The organism is Bacillus sp. FSL K6-4563 (assembly GCF_038630405.1).
Lineage (GTDB): Bacteria > Bacillota > Bacilli > Bacillales > Bacillaceae > Bacillus > Bacillus pumilus.
In genome coordinates, this window is sequence record NZ_CP152030.1 from 2,067,477 (window position 1) to 2,080,803 (window position 13,327).

At 41.1% G+C, this 13,327-nt stretch carries 16 protein-coding genes; 1 reads left to right on the top strand and 15 read right to left on the bottom strand.

The features are described from left to right. From bshB1 to MHH54_RS10260, 4 genes are read right to left on the bottom strand one after another with little or no spacing between them, the layout of a single operon-like run. Complete coding sequence (gene bshB1 / locus MHH54_RS10245) at nt 1-705, bottom strand: bacillithiol biosynthesis deacetylase BshB1 (RefSeq protein WP_050943856.1); 705 nt, start codon at nt 703-705, stop codon at nt 1-3. Continuing rightward, nucleotides 692-1,111 (bottom strand): methylglyoxal synthase, encoded by a 420-nt coding sequence (gene mgsA, locus MHH54_RS10250; protein ID WP_050943855.1) that lies wholly within the window; start codon nt 1,109-1,111, stop codon nt 692-694. Before mgsA ends, bshB1 begins: the two co-directional genes overlap by 14 nt. Before the next feature lie 17 nt (nt 1,112-1,128). Beyond that, nucleotides 1,129-1,932 carry a 4-hydroxy-tetrahydrodipicolinate reductase gene (gene dapB, locus MHH54_RS10255; protein ID WP_058014826.1) on the bottom strand — a complete coding sequence of 268 codons (804 nt, stop codon included), beginning with the start codon at nt 1,930-1,932 and terminating at the stop codon, nt 1,129-1,131. Nucleotides 1,933-1,937: 5 nt separating this feature from the next. Next, a complete protein-coding gene (locus tag MHH54_RS10260) occupies nt 1,938-2,273 on the bottom strand; it encodes a nucleotide pyrophosphohydrolase (protein ID WP_024422788.1) in 336 nt (111 codons plus the stop codon). A 137-nt stretch (nt 2,274-2,410) separates the two neighbouring features. On the opposite strand from MHH54_RS10260, the gene MHH54_RS10265 reads away from it, so the two are divergent. Next, the gene (locus tag MHH54_RS10265) at nt 2,411-3,283 is read left to right on the top strand and encodes a YitT family protein (protein ID WP_003215598.1); all 873 of its coding nucleotides are present in this window, start codon (nt 2,411-2,413) and stop codon (nt 3,281-3,283) included. A 30-nt stretch (nt 3,284-3,313) separates the two neighbouring features. Here MHH54_RS10265 and ypjB read toward each other — a convergent pair whose 3' ends face one another. The 11 genes from ypjB to hisC form a co-directional block, all read right to left on the bottom strand. Then, entirely contained in the window at nt 3,314-4,117 is an 804-nt protein-coding gene (gene ypjB / locus MHH54_RS10270; RefSeq protein ID WP_003215475.1) for a sporulation protein YpjB, read from the bottom strand. Between the two features lie 65 nt (nt 4,118-4,182). Beyond that, nucleotides 4,183-4,776 carry a DUF1405 domain-containing protein gene (locus tag MHH54_RS10275; RefSeq protein WP_003215758.1) on the bottom strand — a complete coding sequence of 198 codons (594 nt, stop codon included), beginning with the start codon at nt 4,774-4,776 and terminating at the stop codon, nt 4,183-4,185. A gap of 100 nt (nt 4,777-4,876) precedes the next feature. Beyond that, nucleotides 4,877-5,644 carry a menaquinol-cytochrome c reductase cytochrome b/c subunit gene (locus MHH54_RS10280; protein ID WP_003215888.1) on the bottom strand — a complete coding sequence of 256 codons (768 nt, stop codon included), beginning with the start codon at nt 5,642-5,644 and terminating at the stop codon, nt 4,877-4,879. Between the two features lie 42 nt (nt 5,645-5,686). After that, a complete protein-coding gene (gene qcrB, locus MHH54_RS10285) occupies nt 5,687-6,361 on the bottom strand; it encodes a menaquinol-cytochrome c reductase cytochrome b subunit (RefSeq protein ID WP_003215804.1) in 675 nt (224 codons plus the stop codon). 2 nt (nt 6,362-6,363) lie between these two features. Beyond that, nucleotides 6,364-6,870 (bottom strand): ubiquinol-cytochrome c reductase iron-sulfur subunit, encoded by a 507-nt coding sequence (locus MHH54_RS10290; RefSeq protein WP_007500911.1) that lies wholly within the window; start codon nt 6,868-6,870, stop codon nt 6,364-6,366. A gap of 143 nt (nt 6,871-7,013) precedes the next feature. Then, a complete protein-coding gene (locus tag MHH54_RS10295; protein WP_034620430.1) occupies nt 7,014-7,460 on the bottom strand; it encodes a YpiF family protein in 447 nt (148 codons plus the stop codon). A 61-nt stretch (nt 7,461-7,521) separates the two neighbouring features. Continuing rightward, a complete protein-coding gene (locus tag MHH54_RS10300) occupies nt 7,522-8,061 on the bottom strand; it encodes a ReoY family proteolytic degradation factor (protein ID WP_003215573.1) in 540 nt (179 codons plus the stop codon). 75 nt (nt 8,062-8,136) lie between these two features. Further along, nucleotides 8,137-9,408: a tetratricopeptide repeat protein gene (locus MHH54_RS10305; protein ID WP_034620428.1), complete on the bottom strand. Its 1,272-nt coding sequence runs from the start codon at nt 9,406-9,408 to the stop codon at nt 8,137-8,139. 291 nt (nt 9,409-9,699) lie between these two features. Continuing rightward, on the bottom strand, nt 9,700-10,986 hold the full coding sequence (gene aroA / locus MHH54_RS10310) for a 3-phosphoshikimate 1-carboxyvinyltransferase (RefSeq protein ID WP_003215462.1): 1,287 nt from the start codon (nt 10,984-10,986) through the stop codon (nt 9,700-9,702). Nucleotides 10,987-10,996: 10 nt separating this feature from the next. Then, nucleotides 10,997-12,112 (bottom strand): prephenate dehydrogenase, encoded by a 1,116-nt coding sequence (locus tag MHH54_RS10315; RefSeq protein WP_034620426.1) that lies wholly within the window; start codon nt 12,110-12,112, stop codon nt 10,997-10,999. 113 nt (nt 12,113-12,225) lie between these two features. Beyond that, nucleotides 12,226-13,323, bottom strand: coding sequence for a histidinol-phosphate transaminase (gene hisC, locus MHH54_RS10320; RefSeq protein WP_003215818.1), 1,098 nt, complete (start codon nt 13,321-13,323; stop codon nt 12,226-12,228). Nucleotides 13,324-13,327: the final 4 nt, after the last annotated feature.

A 13,327-nucleotide genomic window follows, 5' to 3' on the forward strand; every position in this document is an offset into this window, starting at 1 on the left:
TTACCCCCCAAGTAAGTCGTCATCGATCAAAAGTGGTTTCTTTGTGATAAACCCTTCTGCATAAGCTTTATTGACTTCTCTTCCATACATAGACTCTCTCATTTTCACAAAATCAATATACCCGTTCACAAGAGGTGTCTCCACTGAATGCGCCGATTTTACAAATTGGCTTTGATATGCATGCAAGCTATCAATCTTTTGGTGCATTTCCTCAGAAATATCAATCACAAAATCTGGACGATGATGGCCGTTAATCATGTAATAATACATCTGACTTATTTTATGCGCTGGCTGCTTGTATGAATCTTCAAATTTATGTATACCTGCCGAAAAAGCAGCCTCTTCTACAAGTGAACCCGCATGACCATGATCTGGATGCCGATCTTGGTGATGCGGAGCAAAAATTAGCTTCGGTTTGTATGTACGAATTACGCCCGCAATGTCCTTCATTGCTTCGTCATTTAAATAAAGACCTCTGTCTGGCAGCGTGAGCTGGATTCGCGTTGACACGCCTAAAATGGCGGCAGCCGCTTTCGCTTCCTCTTTACGGCTCTCTACCGTTCCATTCGAGGATAATTCAGCCTGGGTCAAGTCGCAAATTCCGACACGCGCCCCTTTTTTTACGTATTTTGCAATCGTTCCGCCCATACCGATCTCTACATCATCGCTATGGGCTCCGAATGCAAGGATATCAAGTCGTTTCATTTGTTCCTCCGTTTTTTGCTACATCTCGAAAATCAAACGTACCTTTATTTAAATTCCTGACTAAAATCTCTGCGGTCCCCATATTGGTGGCAAGTGGAATGGTATACACATCGCATAGCCGAATAAGTGCAGATACATCCGGTTCATGCGGCTGCGCGGTAAGCGGGTCTCTAAAAAAGAGCACAAGATCCATTGCATTATCAGCAATTAAAGCACCAATCTGCTGATCTCCTCCAAGTGGTCCTGACTGAAAACGATGAATGGGAAGCCCCGTCGCTTCTTTCACTCTCAAACCTGTTGTCCCTGTTGCGTAAAGTGTATGATTTGCCAATATATCACGGTACGCAATGGCAAATTGGATCATGTCACTTTTTTTCTTATCGTGAGCGATTAAAGCAATGTTCATCAGGAATCCACTCCTTATTAGTCGATGATATTTTCTAAACCATAGACAAGCTGATCAATGTGCATAACCTGTTCAACTGAAAGCTTTACACCTGACATAAATGAGGCACGGTTATAAGAATCATGGCGAATGGTGAGCGTCTGTCCGTCCATTCCAAACAGTACTTCTTGATGTGCGATCATACCCGGAAGTCTTACGCTGTGCAGACGGATACCGTCATAATCTGCGCCTCGTGCACCTTCGATTAATTCTTTCTCTTCTGGATGTCCTTGCTTTTTGCTTTCTCTGACTTCTGCAATCATTTCAGCTGTTTTAAGCCCAGTACCGCTCGGAGCATCAAGTTTTTTATCATGATGAAGCTCAATGATTTCAACGTCAGGAAAGTAATTCGCTGCCATTTTGGCAAACTTCATCATTAAGACCGCACCGACAGCAAAGTTTGGCGCAATAATACAGCCTATGCCCTTTTCTTCTGTTAATTGCTGGAGCTCTTTCAGGTCAGCTTCAGAAAAACCAGTGGTTCCGACGACTGGACGCACGCCATGTTCAAGCGCCTTTTTTGTATGTACTTTCCCGATTTCTGGTGTCGTCAAATCAATTAATACATCAGGTGCTGTCTCTGAAAGACACACATCAATATCTGTATAAATCGGCGCCTCAGATGTCGTATGAATCACATCAGATAATTTTTTTCCTTCGTGCGCGTGATCAAGGGCTGCCACAAGCTCAAAATGGCTCGTTTCTTCTGCCAGTTTCACAGCTTCTATCCCCATTCTTCCTCTTGCTCCAGCGATTACTACTTTGATGGTTTGGTTCGTCATCGTCTCTACTTCCCTTCTTTTTTCGTCCAGCGGTCTTTGTCTCTTGTATTGAATTTATGCATCACACGATCATGTGCTTCCTCTAGTGATATATCTAGTGAATTAGCGAGACATGTTAACACAAACAAAACATCGCCAATTTCTTCTTCCATGCTTTTTTCTGTTTCCGTTGTTTTTTTCGGCTTTTCTCCATAGTAATGGTTAACCTCTCTTGCCAGCTCGCCTAATTCTTCTGTCAGACGGGCCATCATGGCAAGCGGGCTGAAATAGCCTTCTTTAAATTGTCCTATGTAATCATCTACTTCTTGCTGCACGTGACGCAGCGTTTTTTCTTTCGTCATCAAGCTCATCCTCCTATCCATCTCTTACATGTTAGCGAAATCATAAATATTTGACAAATGTTTAAAACTCAGTTTGCTTGTTTCTCTCCCATACCATATAATATTATCGCTGTCTAAGCAAAAAAAGGAGTGGTCTCTTGCTAAAAGAAATTCGTCTTAAAAATATCGTCTTTATTTTAATAGGATCTGCGATTTTTTCTTTCGGTCTTGTTCATTTTAATATGCAGAACAATTTGGCGGAAGGCGGATTTACAGGTATTACACTGCTTTTATATTTTCTATTCCACATTGATCCATCCATTTCAAACCTTGTCTTAAACATTCCGATCTTTTTTATCGGCTGGAAAATGCTCGGCAGAACGATGTTTACTTATACAATTGTAGGTACTGTCAGTCTTTCTGTCTTTCTTGCCATCTTCCAGCGCTTTCAAATACATATGCCTCTCCAGCACGATTTGGCCCTAGCCGCACTCTTTGCAGGTGTGTTTATCGGAACAGGCCTCGGGATCATCTTTAAGTTCGGCGGTACTACCGGCGGTGTGGACATCATCGCAAGACTCATCAACAAGCATTATCAAGTAGCTATGGGACGAACAATGTTCATCTTCGACGCTTGCGTCATTACGATTTCTCTTACTTATTTAAATTACAAAGAAGCCATGTATACACTCGTCGCAGTATTTGTTGCTGCGAAGGTCATTGACTTCATGCAAGAAGGCGCTTACGCAGCCAAAGGTGCCATGATCATATCTGAAAAAGATGACATCATTCAAAAGAAAATCACAGAGGAAATGGAGCGGGGTGTGACCATTTTAAAAGGGGTCGGTTCCTATACAAAACAGGAGCGCAACGTTCTTTATTGCGTCGTCCCAAAAAACGAGCTTGTCCATCTCAAAAGCGTCGTGACCTCAGTCGATCCTCATGCGTTTGTATCCGTCAGTGACGTGCATGATGTGCTTGGTGAAGGCTTCACATTAGATGAACACAAAAAGCCGCTCAATCCGCATTAAAAAAAGAAGCCCAAAAATGGTGCTTCTTTTTTATGATTTCGGATAATCAGCTTGTCGCTTTTGCTTCTTCTCTTTTTCAGCACGGTATTTCCGAAATCCAACATACGTTAACGTTAATAAAATGATGCTTCCCGTTGTTAAAATGACCCATAAAAGCGATGGGTCAGCCTCATCTTGATCAACGTGGGCAAATACACTCGATAAATCCTCTTCAAGCTTCGTGAGGCGCTCAAGCTTTGTCCCACTTGATGCTTTTAAAAATTCACCTTGCTCAATCACTTCCATATGCTGCTTAATCGTTTGCAGCTTTTCAGGCGAAACATCAATGGTTAAACTCGGATAGATCATATCGTATAAAGAAACCAGCTCATTCCAAGTTTCATAAAACGTCGTTGATTCCGGATCCTTCACTTCTTTTTTCAACGTAGGAAAAGACCCCATAATGGGCTTCTCCAGCGAACCCCAAAGTGGCTCAGAGTCTGACTGGATCGCATCGAGCAGCATTCTAAACTGAGAGGCATAACGAAGCTTTTCGCGCTCATTCAATTCTTCCTGCGGCAGCCCTTTTATGATATCTTGATAGCCAACTGTAATTTGCCGAATCTGCGTATTTGTCAGCGTTCCGCGCCAATCCTCAGCTTTAAATGTCTTTTCAACATACAATGCGACCTGTAACGCCTCATCATATTTAGCTTGTCTCGTTAATTGAAAGATTGAATCTGATAGTTCCGTTAATTCTTGCAGCACACTAGCGGCTGTTTCCTCGCCTTTGGCAACAGATGGCTGTAATACGAGAAAAAATAATAGAATCATCGCGATTGGCTTTCGTTTCATGCAAGTCCCTCCTAGCCCTTCTCCATACAGCGTATGAAGAAAAGGACAAGGTTAGACCAATATTGTTAAGGGAGTTCGAGCTTGACCGATTTTTTCGATAGGACGAAATAATACGAAACAAGAAGAACGGCAATGCTTAACCAAAACGTGACGTAGCCGATCTCGTTTGTATAGGCAGACAGCATAGAATAACGCGGCATCATACCAAATACATAATCAATCACATCATTATGTAAAATCCATATGCCAGCTACCACCAAATGACGCATTTTAAAACGATAATAAGGTGCAAACAATACGGCTTGAACCGCCATCGCAAAGTGGGACCCAATCAGCATGTACCCTTCCCACGGAAAATCATCCACAGATAAAAGGACAAAGATATTCATTCCTACAGCCCATAACCCGTACTTCATTAAGGTCACGAGGGCAAGTGCTTCAAAATAAGGAGCGTTTCGTTTCATCAAAAAAGCAAGTAGAACAAATAAAAAGAAAAAGCTTGCCGTTGGACTGTCTGGAACAAAAGCTAAAAAGATAGCCGGCGTCTCTACAAGCTGTGGAATATACCAATAGTAGCCGTACACAGTGCCAAGGAAATTGATTATCAAGACTAGCACAAGCATATAGCGCGTGGCTAGCAGATATTGAATCCATCTCATACGTCTCTTCACTCACGATCTATTAAAATCAGAAAAAAGCTGACAGCGCCAGCTTTTTCTCTTTTGAGTATATCCTTGTACTTGCATTTAAACAACTGAATTATTTAGATTTGACCTCAGATAAATATTTAGACAGCTTTTCAAGTTCTTCATCGCTGCCTTTAAAGATACCCTTAGGCATGTTGCCTTTACCTTCAACAGCGATTTTAGCAATCTCCTCAGGTGCAAGACCATTGTCAACAAGTGACGGTCCGGCTGCTCCGCCCTGCATGTTATCCCCGTGACAGGAGATACATGTCTGCTCCTGATAAATTTTATACTCTTCCGCTGAGGTATCAATCTCTGCTTCTTTCTTAATTTCACCTTGCTTTGCCGCTGCTTCCCAATCATGAGTAGCAACAGACTCCCACGTTAAATATGTTGCTGCGCCGACTGCAAGGATCATCATCCCCACTGCAACCGGTCTTCTATACGGTCTGCGTTCAGGACCAGAATCAAGAAATGGTGCCAGCAACAGTGCACCAAACGCAATCCCAGGCATAATCATCGCACCAACTACCGTATAGCCACCTGCAGCAAATTCATATTTTAATAACTGGTACAAGAATAAGAAATACCAGTCTGGCAGCGGAATATAGCCGGTATCTGTTGGATCAGCCATCCGCTCAAGCGGAGGTGCATGAACCACAGTTAGGACAAGAAATCCAATTAAAAAAACGGCACCTACAAGCCATTCCTTTAAAAGAAAGTTCGGCCAAAAGGCTTCTGTTTTTCCCGGATATTCGGAATAGTCTTTAGGTATGTTAGGTTTTCTTTCTGCCGGAATTCTAGAGTCTCCGACAAACTTCATCCCTTTTCCCCTATGCAAAGTCATCCCCTCCTCATTGAACATTCATCAAACGCAAATTTTTTATAGCGGTCCAGAAATTCCTTGCTTACGAATCATAATAAAGTGGGCAGCCATCAGCCCAAATAATGCCGCTGGCAAGAAAAAGACATGGATAGCGAAAAATCTCGTCAGCGTTTGTGCCCCTACAATGTCAGGATGACCTGCAAGCAGCGTTTTGATCTCTTTACCAATGAAAGGCGTCGCTTCTGCAATTTGAAGACCAACCTTCGTTGCAAATAGCGCCTTCATATCCCATGGCAAGAGATAACCTGTAAAACCAAGTCCAAGCATCACAAAGAAAATGAGCACACCAACAATCCAGTTGAGCTCTCTAGGCTTTTTATACGCCCCTTGGAAAAAGACCCTTAGCGTATGTAAAAACATCATGACAATAACTAAACTCGCACCCCAGTGGTGCATCCCTCTGACAATCTGACCAAATGCCACTTCATTTTGTAAATAATAGACAGATTCCCAGGCGTTTTTAATATCCGGCACGTAATACATCGTTAAAAACATGCCCGAAAGGACTTGAATGACTGTCACAAAAAACGTTAAACCGCCAAAACAGTACACAAAAGCGGAGAAATGATGTGCTGGATTGACATGCTCTGGCACCTCATGATCCGCAATATCTCTCCATATTGGTGTAATGTCTAGCCGCTCATCTACCCAATCATAAATCTTGTTAAGCATCGTTACCCTTCCCCTTTCGGCACAGCTTTTCCAAGATAGAGGTATCCGTCCTTCACTTGCTGCTTATAATGATCAAGCGGTGCAAGTGGCGGAGTTCCGGGTACGTTTGTACCATCCTTGTCGTACAGCCCATAGTGGCATGGACAGAAAAATTTGTTTGGATTTTTCGGATCACTGTTCCAGTTCACTGTACAGCCTAAATGTTTACAGATAGGCGATAAAGCGACAATTTCATCCCCTTCTTTGTACACCCATGCTGACCTAGATTCCTTTGACTCATACCATGCATCTACTTGATCAATTTTAAAGTCAAAGCGCTTCGGTTCCTTCGTCAGTTCATCTACACTGACAACTTGAACCATATCCTGATCCTCTGTTCCTTTTAGCACAGGGTCAAGCGCAAAGCGAACCATAGGCATGAGCATTCCAGCGGCCATAAATCCCCCCACGCCGGTCAACGTGTAATTCAAAAATTGACGCCTGGACACTCCATGTCTCTTCTCGCTCATTTTTTTCTCCCCCCTCAGGTCGTCAGCTACTTTATAACTGAATTAGAAAAAATTTCATAAAACTAGGACACCCTCATAATATATCAATCTATTCACAAGGTCAACATCCTAAAAAGCTATGTACAATGCAAATGTAAGGGTTTTTATGAAGGGCTCCACTTTTGTAACAAAAAGTTCAAAATTTGTTCTACACTGTCTTGAACAATTTTTTGCTTTAATTCTACCTTTAAATGCTCGAGAGGAACCGGCTTTAACAAAAATAGTGATTCACTAACCGCCGCATGCTCTTTCCATTGGTGATCAGATGAGATCAACACAACATGCTGAAAATGATCTTCTAGCGACTGCTTCATCGTGAAGATGTCTTCTAGTTTTCGGTCATTGGCTTCTTCATATGTATGTGGTGGAAAAAGAAAGACCCGCCCTTTCAGCTGTCTTTCAAGTTCCTCTGTTACAAGAATGGTAAACTCCCCTAAAGATACGGTTTGTTTGATTTGATTCACATCTATTCCAACTAATGGAATGATAGCGGTATCAATGTAATCTCTAGATTGCAAAAAGCGATCTGCATCCTCCGCTTGAAACTTCATCAATTTCCCCTCTTTCATGACATAAGCCCTGCCTGGATAGGGCAAGGCTTATTCGTTCAGTTTATGACAATAGGCTTAATTCTCTTGCTAACTTATTAAATGTTTCTTGATCATGACGGTCAAGTGCTTCATCTATCTCTTTCATAAGCCGTTCTTTTTGGAAAGTTGCGATCGAGTGTTCAAGCACTTTCTCCGCAAGATCCTTATCTTTTTCATTCTCATAAAGATCCTTTGGAATATGAGGATTTGTTTCAAGCACAGCTGCATATTCCGGCGAACGATAAGCAGAACGGAAATTCAATTGAATAAACAAATCTTGCTGTTTATTCAAACGAATATCATGAAATGACTTTTCAGCATCTGTCGTCATGATATTCTCTTTATAAAATCTAAAGGGAACTTCATCCACACAGTGTGTTGACATAATGATTCCCCTTGGGCAAAATTCTGCTTGCTCTACAAAATGAACCTTTTCCATCAAAGAGTCGTGACTCATTAAATAATTTAATATCCAAACGCACTCTCTTCTCTTTAACTGATAATGGTTTAAAAACCACCGGATGAATTCCTTCTTTTCATTGACAGAAACAGGGGTCTGCATGTTATTCCCTCCTCTATCGTAAATTAAATTGCTATACATGAATTATTCAACAAACCAGTTCTTCATTCCTGCAAACTATAAGGAAATTTCGTCTTCAATTCTTAAAATCGTTTCTTCGATTTCTTCATTCGTGCCATCTTTCTGAAGAACTTTACGTAATAGCGGCAATGCTTCTTTTTGTCTGCCTTCTTCTAAAAGGAACGATGCGTATTCATATAAAAAGTCACGTTCCTCATCAAAATCAGGCAGAGCCAGCTTGAAGTACTCAGCTGCTTCTTTGTATTCTTCTCGTCCAACAGATGCAGATGCAGCATACCAATTCCATTTTGGATCATCTTCCCCAAAGCTTTTAACCTCTTTTATGACATCCAGAATTTCATCAAAAAGCTCTTCATTTAAATAGATCGCGAGCAATGTTTGGACCGCTTCAATATATCCCGGATCAAGAGCAAGTGCTTCTTGAAGCAGCTTTTTCGCATCTTCTGAATCCCCATTTTTCAAGTCAATCTTTGCACCATATAAATATAATTCTTTGTTATACTCGTCAATTTTAATACCCTCTTTTACTACCTCTAAAGCCTCGTGATATAGTCCTTCTTCCTCATAACTTTTCGCTAAAGGCATATATAGAGACGAATAAGATGGATCAATATCTTTTAGTTCTGAAAGCTGCTGAATGGCTGTTTTCGTTCGTCCAGCCCTCATCGCTGTAAATCCGTAGCCAAAAAGTGTATTCGGATCTGTTTGATCTTTCACTGCCTTTTCGTACCATTCAAGCGCATCTTCGAATTCTCCAGCTGTGCTGAGTGATTCAGCGAGCCTCTGATAAACATTGACGCCGCCAACCTCATGTTGTTGATCTGCGACCTTGTAGAAATAGTCGGCCGCTTTCTTTGAAAGACCTTGCGAAAAATACAATTCACCTAACGCAAAATCAATAATGGCTTCATTTGGAAGCAGCTCTTTTGCTTTTAAGAGCTTTTGTTCACTGACTTCAAATAGTCCTTGCATTTGATACAAATCTGCCATTAACAGTAGGCTCTCTGGATAGGCATCATCATCTTCAGGAATCGTCTCTAATACCGAAATCGCCTTTTCTTCTTCATCAGAGTCAATCAGCAGTTCTGCATAAAAACATGTTAACCCCGTTTCCTCTGGATATAAATCATGTAAATCACTGATGAGATTTCTCGCTTTATCGATATCTCCCCAATCATAATATAACTGAGCTGCCTGCGCCTTTTCTTCATCATGCAAATGCTTTTCTGCCTGAGCAAGTGTTTGAAGTCCTTTTTCAGTCTCACCCGCCTCAACTAATTTTATGGCTTCTTGTAATGAACTATTCAAATCAAACCGTTCCTTTCTGTTTTCCAAAAACCTAAACTATTGTTACTTCATATCATAATCGACAGGTACTCATCCAGCAAATATGTTGCACTTTTAAAATGAACCCATTTTTGTGTTTTAAAGACTGGTTTTCATTTCATCCTTTACGAAACGGAAGTTTTGTAAACTGAAAACACCTGAAATTCATTTTTTGATCAGATAAAATGATTTTTTTCCAGGTTTCATCTTGAGACAAGCTATGCTATATTCCTTACAAATATGCATAAGGAAAGAAAAAGCCTGAGGACATCCTCAGACTGTTTTGGTTAAGTATTCAATGTGTTCAAAGAAATTCGGGTATGAGACGCGTACAGCATCTGTATCTTCAATCTCAACCGCTTGCTTTGTGATGCAAGCAGCAATCCCTAGCATCATACCAATTCGGTGATCTCCGTAGCTTGACACGGTTGCGCCGCCTTGAAGCGTGGTTTTACCATGAATCTTCATACCATCATCTGTTGCTTCAATATCAGCACCGAGTTTTTTAAGTTCTGACACGACTGTATCAATTCGATTGGTCTCTTTTACTTTTAACTCAGCAGCATCTTTAATGATCGTTGTTCCCTCTGCTTGTGTCGCTAGAAGCGCTATAATTGGAATCTCGTCGATAAGTCTTGAAATCATATCACCAGAAATTTCGATGCCTTTTAATGAAGAGGTAGAGATCGTTAAATCTCCATATGGCTCTCCGCCTTTTGCATCTACTTCATTGATCTCAAGATTCGCACCCATTTGTTTCAGAACATCAATAATACCCGTTCTTGTTTTGTTTAGCCCGACATTTTTTAAAACAATTCGGCTGTTAGGAACAATAGATCCAGCAACAAGGAAAAATGCAGCTGAGGAGATGTCTCCAGGAACAAATATATCTGTTGCTTTTAATGTTTGACCACCTTCAATAGAAACACTTTGTTCATCTTCGTCTAGTTTCACACCAAACATAGAGAGCATTCTTTCTGTATGATCTCTTGATTTATGCGGTTCAGTTAATGTTGTTGTTCCTTCTGCTTGAAGACCTGCTAAAAGGACAGCAGACTTAATTTGGGCGCTTGCCACCGGAGACTCATATGAGACACCTTTTAAATGGCCGCCACGAATAGAAAGCGGCGTATACTCGCCGTTTGCTCTGCCATCTATTTTCGCTCCTAGTTGTTTAAGTGGACCTGTTACTCGCTGCATTGGTCTTTTAGCAATACTCTCATCACCGATCAGTGTACTGTGAAACTCACAACCAGCTAATATTCCCATCATTAATCGAATGGTTGTACCAGAATTCCCGACATCGAGGACGTCAGACGGCTCCTTGAGCTCTTTCAGTCCCTTCCCACGGATCACAACATCTGTCCCTTTTTGTTCAATTTCAACGCCCATTTTTCTAAAACAATCAATCGTACTTAAACAATCGGCTCCAGGGAGAAAGTTTTTCACCACTGTCGTCCCATCAGCAATTGCACCAAACATCACTGATCTATGAGAAATGGATTTATCACCTGGAATATGAATGACTCCATTCATAGGAGCATGTTTATGAATTTTCATATTTGTCACCTCAGTCAGCATAAAATGTATCGTAATTCGCTCTATTTTTTATACAGATCTCTGCACGTTTACGGTCGTCTTCTGTTTGAAAACTAATGCGTAAAATCCCATTAATGTCTTCCCGCGTTTCAATAATACGGATATTCGTAATACTGATGCTCTCATTTGCTAAATGTCCTGTAATCTCCGAAATGACCCCAGGGTGATCTGGAACATCCACATAAAGGTCATAAAAAGCAGGAATGGCACCTTTTTTCCTCAGAGGAAGCCCATCACGATATTCCTTTGCCTCTTGAAAATAAGAGAACAAGCCTTCAGCGTCTTCTTGCAGTACAAAGGTCTCAATGCGATCGATCTCTTTTTTCCATTCATGGAACCGGTCTAAAATCTTGTTTTTGTTGTGCAGAAGGATATCTCGCCACATTGCAGGGTTGCTTGACGCAATACGTGTAATGTCACGAAAGCCTCCAGCAGCAAACCGTTTGACAAGTGGGAATTGTTCTTCAAAATGATGTGCTTGATGCACAAGACTGGCTGCAACAATATGAGGGAAATGACTAATCACACTTGTTACTCCATCATGTTCTTCTGGGGTCATCTCAATAAAATGAGCATTTGTACCTTTTAACAAGTCCTTCAAACGATCAACAGCCTCGCGGTTTGTTTCCTTTGCCGGCGTTAAAATGTAGAACGCATTTTCAAATAAAAAGTCTTTCGCTGCTATAACACCTGACTTGTGAGAGCCTGCCATTGGATGTCCACCAATAAATTGATAGTGCTTAGGAAGCGTTTTTTCAGCAAAATGGACAACCTTTTGCTTTGTGCTGCCAACATCGGTAATTGTGAGCTCTCTCTCAATTCCAGAGTTTGCAATATCACGAAGCATCTTGACTGTTTGCTGAACTGGTGTTGCCAAAATAATAGTCGCAGATTCAGCCAAACCTGCCGCAAATGAATCAGCTGCTAAATCAATGATACCCAGCTTTGTTGCTGCAACCATTTGTTCTTTGGACACATCGTATCCAACAATTTTTTTATGAGGATACTCTTTTTTAATCGACAGTGCGATGGAACCTCCAATTAAACCAAGTCCAGCAATTAATATTGTTTCATTTGCATCATTCATGTTCATCACCTGTTTTTTCGCGAAAATTAAAAAAGCCATTTCAACAGCTTATATGTATGAGGTTGGTACAATGAAAGCCATATCCTGTAAAAGGATATGACTTTATGGTTATGCTACGCTCGAATGCCTTGCATTAAATCAGCAAGTGTACTTAGAATTTCTGCATTTTGCTCCATTGTTCCGACCGTAATACGTAAAGACGTTGGAAAACCAAGTGCTTTACCAGAACGAACAATGTAGCCTTTTTTCAATAATGCATTGAATAATTCATCTGCATCTCTTTTAAAATCAATCAGCACGAAGTTTGTTTGAGACGGATAAATAAATAGTCCAAAACGGTCAGCAAATTCTTGATATTGCTTGAGACCTGCTTCATTTTTTTGTCTGCATGATTGAATGAAGTCCTGATCTTTTATCGCTGCACGAGCTGCTGCCTGAGCGATACGACTCGTATTAAACGGCTCTCTCGCTGGTTCAATCGCAGTAATCAACTCTTCTGATGCAATGCCATAGCCTACTCGAAGCGCGGCCAGTCCATACGCTTTAGAAAACGTACGGAGTACGATAACATTTTGATAGTTGTGTAATAAAGATAAGCTGTTCGGAAAGTCTTCCGCACGAACGTATTCGACATATGCTTCATCTAGTACTACAAGCACATGAGCTGGTACTTGATCTAAAAACGCCACAAGCTCAGATTCTGACAAATGATTTCCCGTCGGGTTATTCGGGTTGCATACCCAGACGACCTTCGTGTTCTCATCAATCGCATCCAGCATGCCCTTCAGATCGTGAGCTCCTCCGTCTAAAAGCGGCACCTCTCGAATCTCTGCCCGCTCAATGATCGCATTGTGACGATATTGCGGAAAAGACGGAGCTGGGATGACGGTATTTGTATGTTGGTCAAGGAATGCCCTAGCAATAATTTGCACAAGTTCATCTGAGCCATTCCCGAATATTAATTGTTTTTCATTTACTTGAAGAAACTCAGCGAGCTCTGTTCTTAAACTTGCGCTGTATCCATCTGGATAGATCGCTAAATGTTCAAGCTCAGCTTGTATCGCCTCTCTTGCATGAGCGGAACATCCAAAAGGGTTTTCATTTGAAGCCAATTTCACAATTTTGTCTAATTGATATTCTTTTTTGACCTCTTCAATTGGTTTCCCAGGTTGATACGGTTTTAGTTGTTTTAATTGATCTTTGATTTGCAAAAGT

Bases quoted from the DNA above. Each gene is read 5' to 3' on its own strand.
- aroA (WP_003215462.1), bottom strand. From the start codon at position 10,986: ATGAAAATTCATAAACATGCTCCTATGAATGGAGTCATTCATATTCCA.
- MHH54_RS10275 (WP_003215758.1), bottom strand. From the start codon at position 4,776: ATGAGATGGATTCAATATCTGCTAGCCACGCGCTATATGCTTGTGCTA.
- dapB (WP_058014826.1), bottom strand. From the start codon at position 1,932: ATGACGAACCAAACCATCAAAGTAGTAATCGCTGGAGCAAGAGGAAGA.
- bshB1 (WP_050943856.1), bottom strand. From the start codon at position 705: ATGAAACGACTTGATATCCTTGCATTCGGAGCCCATAGCGATGATGTA.
- ypjB (WP_003215475.1), bottom strand. From the start codon at position 4,117: ATGAAACGAAAGCCAATCGCGATGATTCTATTATTTTTTCTCGTATTA.
- mgsA (WP_050943855.1), bottom strand. From the start codon at position 1,111: ATGAACATTGCTTTAATCGCTCACGATAAGAAAAAAAGTGACATGATC.
- MHH54_RS10315 (WP_034620426.1), bottom strand. From the start codon at position 12,112: ATGAATGATGCAAATGAAACAATATTAATTGCTGGACTTGGTTTAATT.
- MHH54_RS10290 (WP_007500911.1), bottom strand. From the start codon at position 6,870: ATGAGCGAGAAGAGACATGGAGTGTCCAGGCGTCAATTTTTGAATTAC.
- MHH54_RS10295 (WP_034620430.1), bottom strand. From the start codon at position 7,460: ATGAAGTTTCAAGCGGAGGATGCAGATCGCTTTTTGCAATCTAGAGAT.
- MHH54_RS10260 (WP_024422788.1), bottom strand. From the start codon at position 2,273: ATGACGAAAGAAAAAACGCTGCGTCACGTGCAGCAAGAAGTAGATGAT.
- qcrB (WP_003215804.1), bottom strand. From the start codon at position 6,361: ATGCTTAACAAGATTTATGATTGGGTAGATGAGCGGCTAGACATTACA.
- MHH54_RS10300 (WP_003215573.1), bottom strand. From the start codon at position 8,061: ATGCAGACCCCTGTTTCTGTCAATGAAAAGAAGGAATTCATCCGGTGG.